The sequence below is a fragment of the Methanosarcina sp. 2.H.A.1B.4 genome (genome assembly GCF_000979385.1).
Classification (GTDB): Archaea; Halobacteriota; Methanosarcinia; order Methanosarcinales; family Methanosarcinaceae; genus Methanosarcina.
Genome location: NZ_JJOV01000006.1, coordinates 1 through 19,654 on the forward strand (window position 1 = coordinate 1; position 19,654 = coordinate 19,654).

At 43.4% G+C, this 19,654-nt stretch carries 13 protein-coding genes; 4 read left to right on the forward strand and 9 right to left on the reverse strand.

From position 1 onward, the window contains the following. Positions 1 to 196: 196 nt before the first annotated feature. The 5 genes from EO92_RS01440 to EO92_RS01460 form a co-directional block, all read right to left on the reverse strand. Positions 197 to 838 (reverse strand): NAD(P)H-dependent oxidoreductase, encoded by a 642-nt coding sequence (locus tag EO92_RS01440; protein ID WP_048168862.1) that lies wholly within the window; start codon positions 836 to 838, stop codon positions 197 to 199. Between the two features lie 294 nt (positions 839 to 1,132). Further along, a complete protein-coding gene (locus tag EO92_RS01445; protein WP_048168829.1) occupies positions 1,133 to 1,708 on the reverse strand; it encodes a flavodoxin family protein in 576 nt (191 codons plus the stop codon). Between the two features lie 120 nt (positions 1,709 to 1,828). Next, entirely contained in the window at positions 1,829 to 2,119 is a 291-nt protein-coding gene (locus tag EO92_RS01450) for a putative quinol monooxygenase (RefSeq protein WP_235283114.1), read from the reverse strand. Positions 2,120 to 2,181: 62 nt separating this feature from the next. Further along, positions 2,182 to 2,706 (reverse strand): nitroreductase family protein, encoded by a 525-nt coding sequence (locus EO92_RS01455; protein WP_048168831.1) that lies wholly within the window; start codon positions 2,704 to 2,706, stop codon positions 2,182 to 2,184. Between the two features lie 109 nt (positions 2,707 to 2,815). Beyond that, positions 2,816 to 3,373, reverse strand: coding sequence for a flavodoxin family protein (locus tag EO92_RS01460; RefSeq protein ID WP_048168832.1), 558 nt, complete (start codon positions 3,371 to 3,373; stop codon positions 2,816 to 2,818). Positions 3,374 to 3,532: 159 nt separating this feature from the next. Here EO92_RS01460 and EO92_RS01465 point away from each other — a divergent pair, with 159 nt between their 5' ends. After that, on the forward strand, positions 3,533 to 3,928 hold the full coding sequence (locus EO92_RS01465) for a helix-turn-helix domain-containing protein (protein ID WP_048168833.1): 396 nt from the start codon (positions 3,533 to 3,535) through the stop codon (positions 3,926 to 3,928). Between the two features lie 47 nt (positions 3,929 to 3,975). On the opposite strand, the gene EO92_RS01470 is transcribed toward EO92_RS01465, so the two are convergent. Next, complete coding sequence (locus tag EO92_RS01470; RefSeq protein ID WP_048168834.1) at positions 3,976 to 5,376, reverse strand: MATE family efflux transporter; 1,401 nt, start codon at positions 5,374 to 5,376, stop codon at positions 3,976 to 3,978. A 597-nt stretch (positions 5,377 to 5,973) separates the two neighbouring features. Here EO92_RS01470 and EO92_RS01475 point away from each other — a divergent pair. Next, entirely contained in the window at positions 5,974 to 8,298 is a 2,325-nt protein-coding gene (locus tag EO92_RS01475) for an ATP-dependent DNA helicase (RefSeq protein ID WP_048168835.1), read from the forward strand. A 52-nt stretch (positions 8,299 to 8,350) separates the two neighbouring features. Here EO92_RS01475 and EO92_RS18875 read toward each other — a convergent pair whose 3' ends face one another. The 3 genes from EO92_RS18875 to EO92_RS01490 form a co-directional block, all read right to left on the reverse strand. Further along, complete coding sequence (locus EO92_RS18875; protein WP_048168836.1) at positions 8,351 to 11,596, reverse strand: PKD domain-containing protein; 3,246 nt, start codon at positions 11,594 to 11,596, stop codon at positions 8,351 to 8,353. Positions 11,597 to 12,268: 672 nt separating this feature from the next. Continuing rightward, on the reverse strand, positions 12,269 to 15,007 hold the full coding sequence (locus tag EO92_RS18880; protein ID WP_052734236.1) for a PKD domain-containing protein: 2,739 nt from the start codon (positions 15,005 to 15,007) through the stop codon (positions 12,269 to 12,271). Positions 15,008 to 15,500: 493 nt separating this feature from the next. Further along, positions 15,501 to 17,552, reverse strand: a complete 2,052-nt coding sequence (locus tag EO92_RS01490; RefSeq protein ID WP_048168837.1) for a PGF-pre-PGF domain-containing protein — start codon at positions 17,550 to 17,552, stop codon at positions 15,501 to 15,503. 571 nt (positions 17,553 to 18,123) lie between these two features. Here EO92_RS01490 and EO92_RS01495 point away from each other — a divergent pair. Both EO92_RS01495 and EO92_RS01500 read left to right on the forward strand, forming a co-directional pair. Beyond that, positions 18,124 to 18,564: a GerW family sporulation protein gene (locus tag EO92_RS01495; RefSeq protein WP_048168838.1), complete on the forward strand. Its 441-nt coding sequence runs from the start codon at positions 18,124 to 18,126 to the stop codon at positions 18,562 to 18,564. Between the two features lie 104 nt (positions 18,565 to 18,668). Further along, positions 18,669 to 19,649 (forward strand): DUF2953 domain-containing protein, encoded by a 981-nt coding sequence (locus EO92_RS01500; protein WP_048168839.1) that lies wholly within the window; start codon positions 18,669 to 18,671, stop codon positions 19,647 to 19,649. The last annotated feature ends 5 nt before the right edge of the window (positions 19,650 to 19,654 follow it).

Genomic DNA, 19,654 nt, shown 5'->3' on the forward strand with positions numbered 1-19,654 from the left:
GATCAAAGAAATAAAAATTAAACTGATAGTGTATAACATAAACAAAAAAGTTGTAGAAATAATTTGCATAAAATTAAGGATTTCTACAGAGCCCAAAAATAGTGTATTTATATATTATTAAAAAGTGGCACAAGGTGCAGGCTACGCTCCAGTCCTGGATTCTCAAAAAAATAAATACAGATGTTTTCTTCTCTATTTAAATTTCCAAAATTCTCTTTCTATATTTCTCGAGTTCTTCTGCCCCTTTTTCCTTTGAAAAGCTGCTCACTTCATAGATGATGTAAGAAGGCAGCACTTTCATCCCCATGAACTCAAAGATGCAGTGGGTTACGGATTCCAGGTGCCTGTTCATGTCCCCGTGTACCCCCCCTTCTACATACAATGCCTGCGGAGTCCCGGTGGTGGTGACAATCATTGCTGATTTTCCTTTCAGGAGCCCGGTTTCGTAGGTGTTTTTTGTAATCGGGTTAAAGCTAAAACCCGGAGCCAGGACCCGGTCAATCCAGCCTTTCATGATCGCAGGCATGGACGTGAAGTAGATCGGAAACTGGAAGACCAGGATGTCGGCCCATTTTACTTTTTCCATCTCGGCTTTGATGTCGGGAGCAAATGCCCCGGTTTTTGAGGCGTGGATTGCTTCAAAGAAAGGCTTGAAAATATCCGGCTTTTTCCGGTCCGTGAAATCCCCCTCAGTGAGCACGGGATTGAAGTTCATTGCGTAAAGGTCTGAGAGTTTGACTTCGTGACCCTTTTCCTTCAGGGAAGAGAGAGCTGTGTCTTTCAGGGCAGCGTTAAATGACTTCGGTTCCTGGTGTGCGTAAATGTAATGAATTTTCATCATATCCCCCAATACAGATTCTCCTGAGGGTATAAAAGAACATTGCAGCCGACAGAGAAAGCCGGCTTTTTCCAAAATAACTACCAATGCTTGAAGCCTGAAATTCAAGTCCGGAAATCACGCTTTCTCGCATTTTTAAGGAAAGGCCGGTCGTGAAAGCACGATCGGGGCGGGAACCCGAATTAAGTGTTCGAATACGCAAATCAAAAATAGGCAGGAGGCCAGAAAAATGATTCAGATCCCTCGGGTTCGGCTGGTTCGGCTAATAGTGTATCTGGGGCCGTCACTTGTCTTTCACGCATTGATCTTTTTCAGCAACCACGCCATGTTCTGGCCCAGGGTCTCCATTGTCTGGACGCCTTCTTCATCCTTTTCCACGTCTCCTTCTCCAAACCCGATTCCCATGTTCCAGTAGCTGGAACCAGGAATTATCATCTGGGAGATGGTGAAAAAATGGTTTATGGAGTCAAAGGCATGGATTGAGCCGGCCCTTCTTACTGCAACGACGGCTGCTCCCACTTTCCTCTTGAAAAGGTTGTCATTTGCTATTGCGACCATTCCTGCCCTGTCTATGAGGGCTTTGAGCTCAGGCGTCAGGTCTGCAAAATATGTAGGTGAAGCAAGGATTATACCGTCGGCTTCAGCCATTTTCGCGATGCAGTCGTTGACGATGTCCTTGTCAATGATGCATTTTTTGTCCTTATTTTCGAAGCATTTCATACAGGCTATGCAGCCGTGAATGCTTTTTCCTCCAAGCTGCAACATTTCGGTTTCAATGCCTTCTTTTTCAAGTTCTGAAAAAACGTGTTCTATGAGAGAGGCTGTATTGCCGCCCTTCCGTGGACTTCCATTAAATGCGACGATTTTCACTGTTTGTATCCTCCGATTATTCATTACTCATTCTTCTTAAGTTTCATTTCTCATATCGAGTTTGATGCCATTTCTTCAAAAAACGCATGGGAGTAGAATTTGGGGAATGAAAAAGATAAATCACAGCTTTTTTTTGTATACATTAATTTCCGTTTCTTTCTCAAGATATTCTAAAAGTAAAGGGCATATTTCTCTAAAATGATTGGAGTTTAAGTGTTCATCCAGGCTGCTTTTATCTTTCCATTCTTCTAATATCGTCAGGATTCCCGGATTCTCTAATTCCTGATACAACCCATATTCTATGCAGCCTTCTTCTTTTAACGATTCTTCAACAAGATTTTTACACAAATCTATATATTCTTGAATTTTGTCAGTTTTGATCTGATTTTTTGCAACAACTCTTATAGTCAATAAAATCACCAGTTTGTACAGATTTTTTATTCTGCCAGTATTGAACAGCATCAATCACAGAATCATTCTTTTTTCTGGCCGTACCTGTTGTGGTAAACTTTATCCTCAGTGTATCGGTCCTGAAGTGCGGGTTTCTGGGCAGGGTAGCCGATAGGCACAAGACCAAGAGGAAACACATGGTCAGGCAGCCCAAAAGCTTTACGAAAACCATCGACCCTGTCCTTCATCGGATAAATCCCTGTCCAGACTGCCCCAAGCCCGAAATCGTGAGCTGCAAGCAGGAGGTTCTGAGTGGCTGCCGAGCAGTCCTGTACCCAGTACCCGGGGGCTTTTTCCAGAGTCGTATCCCCGCAGATCAGGATTGCGAGAGGAGCTTCCCTGCACATACCGGCATAGGGGCTGAACGTGGGAATTTCATCGAGGATTTTCCGGTCATCGATAACAATAAAGATCCAGGGCTGGGCATTAACTGCAGACGGAGCACTCATTGCAGCTCTCAGCAGTTCGGTAACAAGCTCTCTCGGAACTGGCCTGTCGGTGTATTTTCGAATGCTTCGGCGAGTGTGGATTGCTTCAAGAGTTTCCATATTCTGACTCCTTATTTATTCCTGAAATAGCTCTAAAAGAGCCGGGTGAGGAAATGTCTCTTCAGGTTTCTCTCACCCTGTTTTGTTTTCTTTCCTGTATTATTTTTCTTTATTTGAACAGGTTAAGGCCTGTGTTTTTCGCTTTTTCCATAAGTTCTAAATTGTCCTTTACTTCTCCGGGAGCGTGATATCCCACCCCCACAAGGGTATCCTTTATTTCCATGCCCATGACACCGGAAATTTGCCCTCCGAACTCTTCATATACACTTTTGAAAGCCGCGGGTTCAGGCGCTCCCTGAGTTCCTATAATCACAGCCTTTTTCCCGGCAGGGAGGCGGGGGGAGAAATCAGCGTTTATAAGGGAATAGCAGCGGTCAAGGAAGAGCCGCATCTGGCCTGTAAACTGGGCAAAGTAAATCGGGGAGCCAAATACAACGCCGTCAGCTGCTGCAATCTCATTGAATACTTCCACAAGGTCGTCTTCAAGCTTGCATTCTTCGTGGGCCTTGCAATAGTTGCAGCCCTGGCAGCCTCTGTAGTTCATCTCATTGAGGAAGAAGGTCCGGGTTTCGGCACCTGCTTCTGCTGCGCCTTTGAGGACCTGCTGGACAAGGACATTTGTATTTCCATTCTTTCGGGGACTTCCAACAATACCTATAACTTTCATTTTTACACCTTTTATCTGTTAATTTAAGCCTCTTTTAACAAAATAGAGTCTCTTCTATCAGTAACGTGTATTTGCTGATATTTAATTTACAGCAACTATACTTATATACCATACATGCAATCCGGATACTTAGTAACAAAAAGGATAGTCTGAAAGCTTATGGTTATTGAGGCAAAAAATAATAAACACTATAATTGTCCTGTTGAAGCAACTCTGGACGTAATAGGCGGCAAATGGAAACCCCTTATCCTCTGGCAGTTGAGAGCAGAGAAACGGCGGTTTTCAGGGCTCCAGCAAAGCATGCAGGGGATTTCTCCCAAAATGCTCACAAAACAGCTTAGGGAACTCGAAGAAGATGGGCTTCTCCTCAGGGAGGTTTATCCTGAAATCCCGCCCCGTGTTGAATACTCTCTGACGGAATTTGGAAAAACTGTGCTTCCGGTTCTGGATGCGCTCTGTGAATGGGGAAATGGGTACCTCGGCAGGGAGTGCATTCTTGATAAAAAAGAGGGCGTAAAAATCGCTGATGTGGTTTCGCAGCAACTTTCGCAGTAACTTTCGCAGTAACTGTTCTTTAGGAGCGGTCAATTCCTGCAAGCAGGTCAATTCCCTGCAGTCGGGTCAATTTTCATAGGGTCAATTTTCATATTTTCTCCTGCTTTAGCAAGCAGCTTGAACTCCCGGATAACCATAATCAGGGTTACCGTAAAAGCCAGGAAATCTGCAAGCGGGAAGGCTGCCCAGACACCGAAGAGGTCCAGGTATTTAGGGAGTACAAGCACCAGGGGAATCAGGAAAAGTATCTGCCTGCACATGGACAGGAAAAGAGACGGTTTTGCTTTGCCCAGAGCCTGATAGAGTGCTGCTCCAACTACCTGGAATCCAATAAGCGGGGTTGCAAGCACCACTATCCTCACAGCACTTTTTCCCTCGGCTATCAACTGCAGGTTCCTGCTGAAAATCCCGAAAAGCTGCTCCGGAAACAGGTAAAGTATCAGGAACCCTGCAACAGACATAACTGTGGTAGTGAGGATGGCAAGTTTTACAGTTTCCCTGACGCGTTCAAAGTTTTTTGCCCCGTAATTGAAGCCCACTATCGGCTGAAGTCCCTGGATAATTCCGAACATGGGCATGAGTGTAAACATCAGGAGCCTGTTGATTATCCCGAACACGGCAATGGCTATGTCTCCCCCGTAGAAGGCAAGGAGGTTGTTCAGGATTATTACCATGAAACTCCCTGAAAAGTTTCTGGCAAAAGGGGACACCCCTATGGCAAGGACTTCTTTTATGATTTTGCTGTCCGGTTTGAGGTCAGCAGGGTGGAGTCTGAGTGTACTTTTTCCGCTCAGGAAGTAACGGATAACATAAAGCACTCCTATTGCCTGTGCCAGTACGGTTGCAATGGCAGCTCCCCTTATTCCCATCCCGAAGCTAAAAATAAAGATTGGATCAAGCACAACATTGAGGCCGCCGGAGATGAGCATGGAGTTCATGGCGACTTTTGCGTTTCCTTCGGAACGGATCACAGAGTTTGTTACCATTGCAAGAGAAAAAAGGACAGTGCCGTAAAGGATTACTTCCAGGTATTCAAGAGCATAAGGAAGAATAGTATCAGTCGCCCCGAAAATTTTCAGTAGCGGTACGATATAGATAAGCCCTGCTCCTGTTATCAGGAAGCTCGAAAACAGGGAAAGGAAGATCAGGTTTGCAAATATTTTTTCGGCTTTTTTCGGCTCTCTCTCCCCAAGGCGGCGAGATATGATGGACGCACCCCCGATGCCGATAGCAAGGCTTACAGCCATTCCGATCATCTGGATTGGGAATGCAACTGCAATTCCTCCGATTGCCTGGATGCTTTCGGCCCCATAGGCCCTACCTACGAATACCGTATCCACAAGGTTGTAGAAGGCCTGCATCAGCATTCCTATGGTTGCGGGTACTGACATTTTAAAAAGAAGTTTTCCGATTTTTTCGTCTGCCAGCATCCGGCTTCTTTCATCCATCCTTTAATTCCTCTGAACTGTTTCCGCATATTAATTCGAATTGTTTTTTATATTAAAGTATGAAACTTACAAGAACAGTTAATTGAATATAGTCTTATCGGCTTTATGGTTTATACCATGAAGTCTGAAGATCAGGCAGGAAAAAAACTTTATCTGGCTGTCTTTCTTCTGTCTTTCATCTATCTTTCGTCTGTCTTCGGATAACTGGTCAAGCAATAACACCTCACTCAACAAGTAAAAATAAATCCTCTCCCTCTGTGTTGGTATAGTACCAGGAATTCATTTTTATCTGGTTTATCCGGTGGACAGTATAAATGATTCAATGATTCTCGGAAAAATAGTTCTCCGAAAATAGGCCTCACAAATAACTATCAAAACGTGTTTCAAAATATTTATTTACTGTTGTTGAAGATAGTTAATTACGGTTCTTAAATGGTTTATGACAGTTCTCAGAAATATATTAAGAGAAACTATATGTTCCTAAGAGAAACTGTATGTTCTCCAGTATACTAAATAAATTAATAAATTTTCAAAATGGATAAATTCCGATGGACTGTTCGGGGTTCAGGAAACCGGAGAGGTATCAGGGTTAAGCGTATGATGCAAAAGAACGGATACATGCGATATTTTACAAAACAAAGTTGCTACCCAAATCAGGCAGAAGCCATGGAGAAGATTCACTCTGCCCTCCTGCATGAGAAAATAGTGCTTTTTGAGGGGGCGTGCGGGACAGGCAAGACTCTAAGTTCACTTGCTCCTGCCCTTCACGTGGGTAAGAAGCTCAACAAGGTCGTAATCATAGTCACGAATGTCCACCAGCAGATGGTCCAGTTTATCCATGAGACCAGGGATATCAACAGGGACAACAGCATAAAAACAATTGTTTTCAAGGGCAAGACTTCCATGTGTCCCGAGAACCTCGACTATGAAGAGTGCAAACTAAAAGGGGAAAACACCTACGACTTACTTGAGTTTGAGAGGGAAGTTTCTTCGAAGGAAAAAGAACTCAAAGATGCCTCCGAAAAACACAAACGGACAAAAGACCCTTCTCTCTACGCTCTCAGGAACGAGCTTGAAAAAGAAATCGAGGAAGCCCGAAAAAAGGCTCAGTCTTTGAGAAACCACTCCTGCCCAAAGCTTTATGAGGTCCTTAAGTACGAAGGAAATGAATTTTCCTCCTGGCTCTTTTCTGATGTAAGAAGCCCCGAAGAGGTCATGGAATATGCGGAAGACCGGGACATGTGCGGGTATGAGCTGCTTAAAAAGGAACTCAAAAACACAGAACTTCTGATCTGCAATTTCCATCATGTGCTCAGTGCTGACATCTTCATGACTCTCCTTAAATGGCTTGAGCGAGACCCTGAAGACATCATTCTGATCTTTGACGAAGCTCACAACATTGAGGCTTCAGCCCGTTCCCATTCCTCCGTAATGCTTTCCGAAATATCCATTGAAAAAGCCCTTTCTGAGGTAGGGGAGATTCCTGAGCCTGACAATTCTCCTGCATTCGGGGGTGGCTTCGGATCGGGTCTCGGGATTCCTCTTGACGAGGACTATGCCTCCCGGATCTATGCAAAAAAGCTTTTTTCCTGTTTGCTTACCTCTATCAGGGATACTTATGACTCAAAGTTGAAGTTCGGGGAGAGGAACAGGCTTGGAAAACACTGGCAGGACATTCAGATTAGCGATCCTTATGAGCGCCTCGACGTCCTGAAAGTTCGTTTTTTGCGGGATGCAAAGAAAGAAGGGTTTGCAGACGAAGAAAAGGTGCTGACCCGGCTGCGGGAAATCGGGGAGTTCGGAGGCAGGCTGGAAGAGATTTATGCTGAAAACTACAAAAAAGGGCTTCTTTCCGTTCCCAAGCGTTCCCAGATCCGTTATGTTGCAGATTTTCTTTCTTCCTATCTTGTGCTTTCGGATCGACAGAACTATTATCCGATCCTGAACATGCGCAGGGACTTTAAAAGCGACAGGGTAGTCGGCAGGCTTGAACTTTTCACCTGCATTCCCAAAAATGTGACCCAACCGTTGCTTGATTCCGTTTATTCGGCAGTGCTGATGTCGGCTACCCTTCGACCTTTCGAGATGGTCAAATCCACACTGGGCATTACCCGGGAAGTGGAAGAAATCACCTATGGGACCACCTTTCCACCGGAAAGAAGGCTTACTCTTGCAGTTTCAGTCCCTCCCCTCTTTGCAAAAAATAGGGACCGCCCTGAAACCCTGGAAAGTTTGAAAGAAGCGCTTCTTGCTGCCACTGCTGCATCGCCCGGGAATGTGGTCGTTTATTTCCAGAGCTATGCGGAAGCCCTCCGCTATAAAAAACTCCTTGAGCCCGAACTTTCGATCCCTATTTTCCTTGATGAGGTCGGGGTCTCAGCCCAGGAGATTAGACAGGAGTTTTTCAAAATAGGGGAGCAGGGAGGAAAAGCTTTGCTCATAACCTATCTCTGGGGAACATTGAGTGAAGGTGTTGATTTCAGAGACTCCCGCGGCAGAACCGTGATCGTCGTAGGTGTAGGATACCCGGCTCTGAATGACAGGATCAAAGCTGTAGAGTCGGCATATGATACGGTTTTCAACTGTGGCGATGGCTGGGAGTTTGCAGTCCAGGTGCCAACGACCAGGAAGGTAAGACAGGCAATGGGAAGAGTTGTCCGCTCTCCGGGTGATTTCGGGGTAAGGATCCTCCTTGATGCCCGCTACCAGGGTTCCCAGATGCGTAAGCTGGGCAAATTTTCGGTATTCGGATACTTCCCTCCTGAAGAGAGTAGAGAGTTTCTCGATGTAGCTCCAAGGGACGTGGGAAGCCTGGTAAAAGAGTTTTTTGCAAATGTAGTGCCCTATTCCCCTGAAAAAAAGGAGCCGGAATCTCCGGCTTCAAGTCGACTGGAGTTCGGGAGCCTTGCAGAAAAGCTCTGAAAAGGACATAGCCCGATTACTCCAGCTTCCAGTTCTTCAAATCTTATTTTTTTCAGGTCTTTGCCACTACTATATAATTGTTTTTTGTTGTAGTAGTGCTACCTGCTGCATTGGTTACTGTCAGTTTTATCGTGTAACTTCCTGCTGCTGAATATGTGTGCTTCGGATTCTGGAGGGTTGAGTACGTTCCGTCTCCGAAACTCCAGTTCCATGCAGTAGGCGAACCTGTGCTACTGTCCTTAAAGTACACATTCAGAGGTGCAGTTCCCGTTCTTGGAGAGCCCCAGCAGTTTATTACTGGTTTTTGTGTCGTTGTTCCTGTATCCGTTGTCCCTGCAGTTATATAGCTGGATTTTGTTGCCGTATTGCTGCCTGCAGCATTAGTTACTGTAAGCGTTACGGTGTAGGTTCCTGCTGTTGAATATGTATGTGTTGGGCTCTTCTGAGTTGAACTTGTTCCGTCTCCGAAATTCCAGCTCCATGCTGTGGGTGTACCTGTACTGCTGTCAGTGAAAGCCACATTCAGGGGTGTATTTCCGGAAGTTGGAGATGCCGAAAACGCAGCAATCGGTGTTTGTGCAGCTGTTCCTGTCACTACAATATAATTGTACTTTGTCATTGTAGTACTGCCTGCCGCATTGGTTGCTGTCAGCTTTATCACGTAATTTCCTGCTGTTGAATATGTGTGTTTTGGGTTCTGGTCTGTTGAACTTGTTCCGTCTCCGAAATCCCAGTTCCACGCAGTAGGTGTTCCTGTAGTAATGTCTTTAAAGGTTACAGTCAGCGGCGCATTTCCTGATCTTGGGGTACCCCAGAAGTTTACGACTGGTTTTTGTGCCGTTGTCCCTCCAGTTATTGCGGTTATATAACTGGACTTTGTCACCGTATTGCTGCCTGCAGCATTAGTTGCCGTAAGCGTTACTGTGTAGGTTCCTGCTGTCGAATATGTATGTGTTGGACTCTTCTGAGTTGAACTTGTTCCGTCTCCGAAATTCCAGCTCCATGCTGTGGGTGTACCTGTGCTTGTGTCAGTAAAGGTCACATCCAGAGGTGCATTTCCGGAAGTCGGAGATGCCGAAAACGCAGCAACAGGAGTTTGTGCAGCTGTTCCTGTCACTGTTGTGTAATAATACTTTGTTAGCGTATTACTGCCTGCCGCATTGGTTGCTGTCAGTTTAATCGTGTAACGTCCTGCTGCTGAATATGTGTGGTTTGGGTTCTGTTCCGTTGAATTAGTTCCGTCTCCGAAATCCCAGTTCCACGCAGTAGGCGATCCTGTGGTAATGTCCTTAAAGGCCACACTCAACGGCGCATCTCCTGATCGCGGAGAGCCCCAGAAGTTTACGACTGGCTTCTGTTCCGTTGTCCCTGCAGTTATATAACTGGACTTTGTTGCCGTATTGCTGCCTGCAGCATTAGTTACTGTAAGCGTTACTGTGTAGGTTCCTGCTGTTGAATATGTGTGTTTTGGGTTCTGATCTGTTGAAGTAGTCCCGTCTCCGAAATTCCAGCTCCATGCTGTGGGAGTTCCTGTACTGCTGTCAGTAAAGGTCACATCCAGAGGTGCATTTCCGGAAGTAGGGGATACCGAAAACGCAGCAACTGGCGTTTGCGCCGCTGCGGTCCCTACACTTATATAATTGGATTTTGTCACCGTGTTGCTGCCTGCTGCATTGGTTACTGTAAGTTCAACTGGATAATTTCCGGCTGCAGAGTATGTGTGTACGGGGTTCTGGACTGCTGAATTAGTCCCATCTCCGAAATTCCACTTCCATGCTGTGGGAGTTCCTGTACTTGTGTCCGTAAATAGGACATTAAGTGGCGCGTTTCCTGAAGTAACATTGCTGTTGAAGCTTGCAATAGGAGTTTGTAAAGAGGTTCCTGTCACTGTTATGTAATAGTACTTTGTTAGCGTATTACCGCCGGCTGCATTGGTTGCTGTCAGCTTTATCGTGTAACGGCCTGCTGCTGAATATGTGTGTTTTGGGTTCTGTTCCGTTGAATTAGTCCCGTCTCCGAAATCCCAGTTCCATGCTGTGGGGGATCCTGTAGTAATGTCCTTAAAGGTTACAGTCAGTGGCGCATCTCCTGATCTCGGAGAGCCCCAGTAATTTACGACTGGTTTTTGCGGGGCTGTTACTTTTATATAATCCGCTTTTGTTTTCGTGTCGTTTCCAGCCGCATTGCTTGCTGTAAGTGTTACTGTGTAACTTCCGGCTGCTGAATAGGTATGAACTGGATTTTTCTGGGTTGAATATGTCCCGTCTCCAAAACTCCAGTTCCATGCAGTGGACGTTCCTGTGCTTGCATCAGTAAATAAAACATTCAACGGCGCGTTTCCTGAGGTAACATTGCTGCCGAAGTCCGCATCAGGGGCTGCAGGGTTGGAAGGGGTTACAAGAGGTAGGTAATCTGAGTATATGCTGTTTGGTATACTGTACGCGGAATCGGAAATTCCATCTCCATCCGCATCAACTGCGGTATTGGAAAAGCCTGAACCATCGGGTTTTCCCCAGAAATTCCCGCCAATATATGTCCCACGGACAATATTTTTTCCTGGGGTTTTTGCGGTATTATAAGCGTTTCCGGTTCCGCTTTTAATAGTCATAATGGTGTTATTGAAGTAGTTGTTATAAATGAGGTTTCTATCGCTCAGGCCGCAAACATACATGCCGTAAGCACTGTTCGAAGTAACCGTGTTGCCTGAAAGGGTATTGTCGTCAGAGGAACCAACATGGATGCCGCGGGCGTCGTTAGAAGCCGTATTTCCGGAAATGGTATTGCCGCTGGAGCTCCCAAGCACAATTCCATACACCCCGTTATTTGTAACTGTATTTTTCGAGACGGCGCATCCTTTAGAACTCACGAGATAAATTCCACGCCCGTTGCTCATGAGCTTGTTATTCTCAATTATACAGTTATTGCATCCGGACAGATAGATTCCTGAATAGCTGGACCCGCTTGCTCCAATAGCTTTAATCCCGCTAATTTTTACATTATCTGCCTGTACGGAAAGTACATTTATAGTTGAACTTTTAGCTTTAATTATTGTATTATCAGGGTTTCCGGACTCAGACCTGATAGTGAGACCACCTGTAGATATTTTTATATTTTCAGTATAGGTCCCGGGTTTTATGGTAATTACATCACCTGAAGCTGCATTGTTTACGGCAGTCTGTATTGAACTTCCTGGCTGGACAATTATCTCTGCCGCTGCTCCAATACCTGAAATTAATGAGAATATGATAAAAATTCCTAATAATGTGATTAATTTATTTCTAATTTCCAATTCCTCCATCCATTCAAGAAAGTTAGGGGTGAAATCTGTATCAGGGGCGAAAATTGTATTATTAGTAATTCATAAAAACATGCACTCAATGTCCAATGAATGTACAAATGTAAAGCTCTGCGTTTGCGCTGAATTTGTCTAAAATCCAGAGTAAAATCCCTGTGTCAATCAATTTAACTAAGCGGGAATGTATATAAATAAATATAAATATACTGATTTAATCTAATACTTATATACAAATATAAAACAGCATGCTGCTCAGTAAAGTAATAGTTCAGTTGTAAGGCAAGAATTAGTATTTTAACTTCGTTAAACAGCTATCCTTATTACATCCTTCTCTTTTTTATTATTAGTAGTCCGTCTCTTTCAAAACAGACAATAATATGCTCTTGATGGGTTGCTATTCAAAAATTATTATTTATGAGGAAACCGGGGCTCTATGTATCTATCTGGATTAAGAAACGATATGGATTCAGAAATTAAGAACTCAAGTTAAAATGCTGAGAAAACTGAATATGTAGAAAATGAGATTTGTAGAAAATGAGATGAAGGGATAAACCCCTCATCAATCGCTTTTCTGTATCAAAGCTTGACATTTAGCTTTGATTTGATTTGATTTGATTTGATTTGATTTGATTTGATTTGATTTGATTTCCTTTCTTTTGTATTCTTTTAGCTTTTCTACTTCCTTTTATACAGGAAAACTGCAAGCACGCAGGCTATCCCGTAGACGATTTCAAATCCTGGAGCCTTTGTATCTTCTCCCTGTGGAGAGCTCTGTTCAACTTCCTCTCCTATACTTTTCATATCTTCTCTCTCAATGGAGCGAATTTCCTGTCCAGGCTCTGTTTCTGCTGTAGCTTCTTCTGAGAGGCTTTTTGCCTTACCTGTTATTGCAAAGGAAGAGAAGCCCGGGACCTCGGCAGTGAAGTACAGGAATTTCTCGTCTTCCCCTGAGAGGGTAACTGGCAGCTGCACCCAGGCTTTGTCTTCGTACCTGTTCAGGGCAATTGAAGCCTTATCTATCCTTTTATCCTCCATCCAGGTCTTTTCAACCTTGAAACAGATGACAGGGTTTTCTATATTCTTTGAGGTTGCATACCCGCTGTTTCCTACCCAGACGTTAAAGGACTTGTAGACCTCTCCTTCAGGCAGTTTGGAAACAAGTGCAGACTTATTTTTTAATTCCTCGGTAATCGTTGTGGTCTTGCCAGCTGTCTTTTTTGCATCAAAGCTCACATATACAACACAGGTTGCGTTCTTTGTGAAATCAAACTTTACGGCCTTGTCATTTGTTATGTAAACCTGTGAAAGCTCTTTGGTTTCAACGTTTCTTGCAGGTTCAGGGGAACCACCGCCACCACCGCTGCTTCCTCCGCTGCTGTGGCTGCTTCCTCCGGAACTGCTCTCTTTCAACACCTCTATTTCGAGAGTTTTTGAAACCGTGCCATTTTCATTGGTTGCGAGCAGATTTACTGTATAGGTTCCCGGGGCTGTGTACACATAAACTACGGTACTGGAGCTCACGTCAGCCACTCCATCATTGTTAAAATCCCACCCGACCTCAGTTGCTTTTTTTGAGAGGTCTGTAAAGAGGACCTTAAGGGGAGCATAGCCGCTCGTAACATTCGCACTGAAGTCTGCAACAGGAAGACCTTTATCCTCTTCTGCCTCCAGCACTTTTATTTCGACAGTTTTTGAATCTGCACCGTTTTCGTTGTTTACCGTCAGGTTAACGGTATAGTCTCCCGGAACTTCATACACATAAACCGGACTCTGGTCGGTGGAGTCGGGCTGTCCGTTGTTGTCAAAATCCCAGTTCCACGAAACTGTATTTTGTGAAAGATCGGTAAACTGGACAGTAAGAGGAGCAGGGCCCTGAATCGCATTGGTGCCGAAATCTGCAACAGGAAGTACTGGTTCAGGTACAGGTTCAGAGTTTTGAATAACAGTTATTGCACCGGTTTTTGAAGTCTTACCGTTTGAATTGCTTACTGTAAGTGTTACCGTGTAAGTTCCTGCTGAGGAGTATGTGTGTACAGGGTTCTTGTCTGCTGAATTCGTTCCGTCTCCGAAATTCCAGTTCCATGCTGTGGGAGTTCCTGTGCTTTTGTCAGTAAAAATGACATCAAGTGGTGCATTCCCAGAGTTAACATTGCTGCTAAAGTCTGCAACAGGGGGTAAAGGCTCAGGTACAGGCTCAGAGGTTTGAATAACAGTTATTGCACCGGTTTTTGAAGTCTTACCGTTTGAATTGCTTACTGTAAGTGTTACCGTGTAAGTTCCTGCTGAGGAGTATGTGTGTGCAGGGTTCTGGTCTGCTGAATTCGTTCCGTCTCCGAAATTCCAGTCCCATTTAGTGGGAGTTCCTGTGCTTTTGTCAGTAAAAATGACATCAAGTGGTGCATTCCCAGAGTTAACATTGCTGCTAAAGTCTGCAACAGGGGGTACAGGCTCAGGCAAGTTCGAAGCATGTGTAAGAGGCAGGTCATCTGAATATATGCTGCCCGGTATACTGTACGCGGAATCGGAAATTCCATCCCCATCTTTATCCACGGCTTTATCGGAAAAACCCTCCCCATCAGGTTTTCCCCAGTAGTTCCCACCGATATAAGGTCCATCAATGATATTTTTGCCTGGGGTTTTTGCGGTATTATAAGAGTTTCCGGTTCCGCTTTTAATGATCATATCGGTGTTATTGAAGTAGTTGTTATAAATGCGGTTATTGTCGCTCAGGCCGCAAACATACATGCCGTAAGCACTGTTCGAAGTAACAGTGTTGCCTGAAAGGGTATTGCCGTCAGAGGAACCAACATGGATGCCGCGGATGTCGTTAGACACCGTATTTCCGGAAATGGTATTGCCGCTGGAGCTCCCAAATACAATTCCATACACCCCGTTATTTGTAACTGTATTTCTCGAGATGGTGCATCCTTTAGAACTCTCTAGATAAATCCCACGCCCGTTGCTCATGAGCTTGTTGTTCTCAATTATACAGTTCTTGCATCCTTTAAGATAGATTCCTGAGTAGCTGGACCCGCTAGCTCTACTAGCTTGAATTCCGCTAATTTTTACATTCTCTGCCTGTACGGAAATTACATTTACTGTTGAACTTTTAGCTTTAATTATTGTATTATCAGGGTTTCCGGACTCAGACCTGATAGTGAGACCACCTGTAGATATTTTGATATTTTCAGTATAGGTTCCGGGTTTTATGGTGATTATATCACCTGAACTTGCATTGTTTACGGCAACCTGTATTGAATCGCCTGACTGGACAATTATCTCAGCTGCAGTTCCGATTCCAACACATTGTATCAAAATTAGAAAAGCAATTAGTAAAACGGTTAATTTATTTCGAATTTCGAATTCCTCCGTCCATTCAAGAAAGTTAGGGGTGAAATATGGATGAAATTCCATCTATCAACAATTAACTTAAATCTCCTTAAAAATTTATCAATGTAAAAATTTAACAATAAATATTTTGTAACTGAATTAATTATGTACACACCGGATTCTTTATATTAAACATTTTTATTAAATTGGAAAACGCGTGAAACAATATAAATATACTGATTTGGATTAATACTTTTAAATAGATATAAAAAAGAATGTTTACAGAAGAGCAAAGAATATTCGAATTGTAAGACTATAGTCAGTCTATTTTACTCAATTAAGCAGCTTCCTTTACAACCTCAGGAGAGGTCTAAGTCTTGAGAAATCCGAATAAAAGATTTTCGAGATAAACTGAGGGTCAGATAAAATGAGGATTAGATAAAATGAGGATAAAAGATTGGCAGAAACTGAAAATGTAGAAAAACAAGATGAAGGAATGAAAACCTTCATCAATCATTTTTCTGTATCAAAACCTGATACTTAACTTTTGATTTGACTGCCTTTCTTTTGTATTCTTTTAGCTTTTTTGCTTCCTTTTATGCAGGAAAATAGCGGACATGCATATTATCCCATATCCTATTTCGAATCCGGGGGCCTTTGTGTCTTCTCCCTGCCCGGAGTTCGGTTCAACTTCTTCCCCTATACTTTTCATATCTTCTTCTGCGGCGCGAGTTTCCTTTTCAGGCTCCGTTTCTGTTGAGTCTTCTTCGGAGAGGCTTTTTGCCTTACCTGTTATTACGAACGAAGAAAATGCCGGAGTTTCGGCTGTGAAGTACAGGAATTTGTTGTCTTCCTTCAACAGACTGACTGGCAGACGTTCCCACTTTTCGTCATTGTACCTGTTGAGAATAATCGAATCCTTATCGATCTTTTTATCCTGGATCCAGGATTTTTCAACCTTAAAACAGATGACCGGGTTTTCGATGTTGTTTGAGGTTGCAAACCCGCTGTTTCCTACCCAGACATTAAAGGATCTGTAGACCTCGCCGACAGGCAGTTCGGAAACCAGGACAGATTTTCCTTTCAGCTCCTCAACAATCGTTGTGGTTTTTCCAGCTGTCTTTTTTGCATCGAAGCTCACATAAACAACACAGGTTGCATCCTTCGTGAAATCAAATTTTACAGCTTTTCCGTTTGTAATGAATACCTGTGAAAGTTCTTTGGTTTCAACGTTTCTTGCAGGTTCAGGGGAACCTCCGCTGCCGCTGCTACTTCCTCTACTGGAGCTGCTACTCCCGCTGGAGCTGTAAATCCCATCGGGGCTGTTATTCCCACTGGAACTGTTAATTTCATCGGGGCTGTTACTCCCACTGGAACTGTTAATTCCCTCAGGGCTGTTACTCCCACTGGAACTGTTAATTTCATCGGGGCTGTTATTCCCACTGGAACTGTTAATTCCCTCAGAGTTGTTACTCCCACTGGAGCCGCTCTTTTCCAGTACAGTTATTGAAGCAGTTTTTGAAACTGCGCCGTTCTGATTGCTTACTGTCAGCTTAGCGGTATAAGTCCCTGCGCTAGTATACTCATAAACAAAGCTTGCTTCTTTTGAGTCCTCGGTTCCGTCATTGTTAACATCCCAGCTCCTCGATGTTGCATTTTGTGACCGGTCAGTAAAGAGGACAGAAAGAGGGGCATTTCCGCTGGTCGTATTTGCCTTGAAATTTGCAGCAGGGAGGACAGGGTCAGGCCCGGTCCCTGGGGTTACCAGGGGAAGGTAGTCAATAACACCATCTGCTATCTGGTATGCTTCTTCAGCTATCCCATCGCCGTTAGTGTCCGGGTGGGTCTGAGAGAAACCATCTCCAGCAGGTGTTGCCCAGTAGTTCCCAGCTATATAAGGACCATCTATGATGTTTTCACCTGTGGTTTTTTTAGTGTTTAATTGGGGGCCACTACTGTCATATAATTCGTCTACCTGCAGGTTCACGTTATTTGAGAAATAGTTGTTGTAAATAGTTGCCTGTTCGTCGATTATGTGGATCCCGATACCACAGTTTTTGAATGTATTCTCTGTGACTACGTGGCCGCCACCACCCCACGTAAACTCGATACCGGCATCACATTTTTGAAATGTATTTCCTGTAATTTTATTATTCCAGCTGTCATAAGTGTGCACTCCTACCGAGCTCCCTGTAAAGAGGTTATTCATTATCGTCTGATTTCCATACAGGTAGCTGTTACCTATACTTACACCACAGCCTTCAAATCTGTTATTCCTTATTGTGCACTCTATGCCACCCTGGTCAAAGCCTACTCCCTTCGTGATCGTCAGTCCTTCTATACGTGACTGCCTGTATATATCAAAGCCGCCAACCGAGGGATATCCCGAAGCTCCTTTTATTATTACAGATGTGTTTACTTGTATTAGTTCATCCGGATAAGTTCCTGGATTTACTATTATAGTGTCTCCGTCAACTGCGTCGTTTAATGCAGCCTGTATTGTCTCATAGTCTGCGGATCCGTCATCGTCCACATAAATTGTTGCAGCTGATGCACTTCCTCCTGCAGACAGATAAAGTGCAAGGACTACTACAAATAAAAGGATACCATTTCTTTTTGTTTTCCACACAATAAACCCCTCAAAATATATTTTTGCGTTTCATTTTAATTTATATTACGAATTCTCAATTCTGATTATTGTAATATGCTCCTGTTTGGCGGTGGCGTTGGTTTTATAGTATATAAACAAAGCTTTCCGTCTTACTTTTGATTTTTAATATGTATTAGTTTTACAGAATTAGTACTGTTATATAATATTAACTAATTTTTCTTATATTATATCAATAGTTTTCTCTATTTTTTCTTACTGTCTATGTTTCTTACTAAAAATTATAATATAATTTCATAAGTAACCCCTCATTTCGAAAGTCGTCAGGAGATTAAATAGTAATCCGGATATTAACTTGAAATAAGAGGATGAGAATGACATAGACTCTGAGGGGTCATGAAAAAGGAACTGTATTCTCGCTCGAAAAATTGCATTTTGAGCCGCGAATTACGCTTGAAACTGTGAATACAGGATTAACTCAAATATGATGAAGTCAATATTTAATGAAAGTCGGCTGGAAATCTAAAAGAAGATAGACAACATTTATTATCCATCTAAACAAATCATACAATACACACCGGGGGATAAAACTATGGGCGTAGAAGATACCATTAAAGAAATTGCAGGCGAACTTGAAAAAATTGCAACTACTAAAACTGTCGTAGGAGATCCTATTACAGCTGCCGGAAAAACAATCATTCCTGTTTCCAAACTTACCATGGGGTTCGGAGCTGGAGGCGGGGAAGGCAAAAAAGATAACGAGTCAGGGTACGGAGGAGGCGGAGGCGCAGGTGCGAAGATCGAGCCTGTTGCTTTTATTATGCTCTCCGAAGATGAGGCAAAAATCTTCCGGATTTCTGAGAAAAACGATGTAGGGTCACTCCTCAGTTCGCTTCAGGAAGTCGTGCCTGAAATTTTGGATAAGTTCAAAGGCATGACCGGCAAACATAAAAAAGAAGAGGGTCCGGAAGTCGGCAAAACGGAAGTTAAAGAGCATATGGAACCCGAAGAGAAAGAGGGCAGTTCCCAGTAAATCCCTCCGGGTTAAACCTCTTTATGGGATTTTCCATGAACCAGAACTAAAGGTCAGGGTATTTAAGATAGCCAGGACTATCTTTTTCCCTCAACTTGTTTAGCATGCTTGTTATCTACCTCTTCCTTCTGATTTTTCTGCTCGTTTTATTCATACTTTTTACCGCGATAGGCCTCACTTTCAAGCTCAAGGTTCTGAGTGTGGAAGAAAAGAAAGAGCTGGGAGGAATATTTACTGTAAAATGGCTGTTTTTTTCCCATACTTTTTCAATCCAAGAGCCTAAGGAAAAAAAATTCCTTCCTGAAGAGCCGGCTGAAGAGGAAATGAAAAAAGGAATTGGAGTGGAAACCGGAACTCCACAGGGTAAAAAAAGGCCTGAACAAGCTGAAAGCAGAAAAGAAGACGATCTAAAAGCAGAACTCAAAATGCAGATGGAAAAAGATAGGGAGCCTGGAGAACAGAAACCTGAAGAGGAAACAGTAATTATTGAGGGTAAAGAGAAAATTGAAATTAAAGAACAGGCTGAGGGCAAAGAGAAAATTGCGGTTGAAGAATGGGCTGAGGGCAAAGAGAAAATTCCGATTAAAGAAAAAACTGAGGGCAAAGAGAAAAGAGGGATATTTGCCCGGATAAGAAGGAAAAAAAGAGCTGGTAAGGACGGTGAGGTAGAGGCAAAGAAAGGAATGACCACCCGGGAAAAACTTCACTGGGGTCTGGAAGCTTACAAAGCCCTTCGAAAACCTCTGTTACGTCTGTTTTCCGATATGTTTAACGCAATAAAAATCAAAAACCTGAAAGCTGACCTTACTTTCGGTCTTTCCGACCCCGCAGATACAGGGATACTTTGTGGGGTTATACATACTCTTCTTGGAACAGTTTACAGCCGCTGCCGGAGCTGTAGTTTTTCTGTATGTCCTGTGTTTATGGAGTCACTGCTGGATTTTCGGGGGAGTGCGGAGATCCGTATAAAAATATATTCACTGATTTTTCCATTCCTTAAATTTATATTTAACGGGAAAACTTTATCTTTTACTTATTTGATTGTTAAGGAAAAACTTCGGAGTAGTTCGAAGGTTAACTCCTAAGCTTT

Coding starts and splice junctions, on each gene's coding strand:
- EO92_RS01440 (WP_048168862.1), bottom strand. CDS start 838: ATGAAAATTCATTACATTTACGCACACCAGGAACCGAAGTCATTTAAC.
- EO92_RS01455 (WP_048168831.1), bottom strand. CDS start 2,706: ATGGAAACTCTTGAAGCAATCCACACTCGCCGAAGCATTCGAAAATAC.
- EO92_RS01460 (WP_048168832.1), bottom strand. CDS start 3,373: ATGAAAGTTATAGGTATTGTTGGAAGTCCCCGAAAGAATGGAAATACA.
- EO92_RS01465 (WP_048168833.1), top strand. CDS start 3,533: ATGGTTATTGAGGCAAAAAATAATAAACACTATAATTGTCCTGTTGAA.
- EO92_RS01470 (WP_048168834.1), bottom strand. CDS start 5,376: ATGGATGAAAGAAGCCGGATGCTGGCAGACGAAAAAATCGGAAAACTT.
- EO92_RS01475 (WP_048168835.1), top strand. CDS start 5,974: ATGATGCAAAAGAACGGATACATGCGATATTTTACAAAACAAAGTTGC.
- EO92_RS18875 (WP_048168836.1), bottom strand. CDS start 11,596: ATGGAGGAATTGGAAATTAGAAATAAATTAATCACATTATTAGGAATT.
- EO92_RS18880 (WP_052734236.1), bottom strand. CDS start 15,007: ATGGAATTTCATCCATATTTCACCCCTAACTTTCTTGAATGGACGGAG.
- EO92_RS01495 (WP_048168838.1), top strand. CDS start 18,124: ATGGGCGTAGAAGATACCATTAAAGAAATTGCAGGCGAACTTGAAAAA.
- EO92_RS01500 (WP_048168839.1), top strand. CDS start 18,669: ATGCTTGTTATCTACCTCTTCCTTCTGATTTTTCTGCTCGTTTTATTC.